Below are 290 nucleotides of genomic sequence, written 5' to 3'. Positions count from 1 at the left end.
ATTTCCTAACATTTAGCAGCCATTCATTCTTTAAACTCCCAAAAAAACGCTCGACAACTGCATTATCTAGACACGCTTCTTTGCCACTCATTGAAGCAATAAAACCATGCTTCGTTAGTAACGCCTGATAACATTTACTTGTGTACTGTGAACCTCTATCACTATGAAATATAACTCCTTTTGGTGGGTTCCTCAGATTAATTGCCATTTGTAGAGCGCGTTCTACTAATTGAACTGTCATTCGCTTACTTAAAGCCCAACCAATAATACGACGAGAATGTAAATCCATA

General features: G+C 37.6%; 1 protein-coding gene. It reads right to left on the bottom strand.

Annotation, left to right across the window (positions count from 1 at the left end; translation table 11 throughout):
• Positions 1 to 290, bottom strand: a 290-nt coding sequence (locus CWB99_RS22935; protein WP_138686231.1) for a DDE-type integrase/transposase/recombinase, incomplete at both ends; no start/stop codon positions are given.

Origin of the sequence: Pseudoalteromonas rubra, from assembly GCF_005887095.1 — a bacterium.
GTDB lineage: Bacteria > Pseudomonadota > Gammaproteobacteria > Enterobacterales > Alteromonadaceae > Pseudoalteromonas > Pseudoalteromonas rubra_E.
Note: the sequence above shows the minus strand (reverse complement) of the source record. Positions and strands in the feature narration are given on the sequence as shown.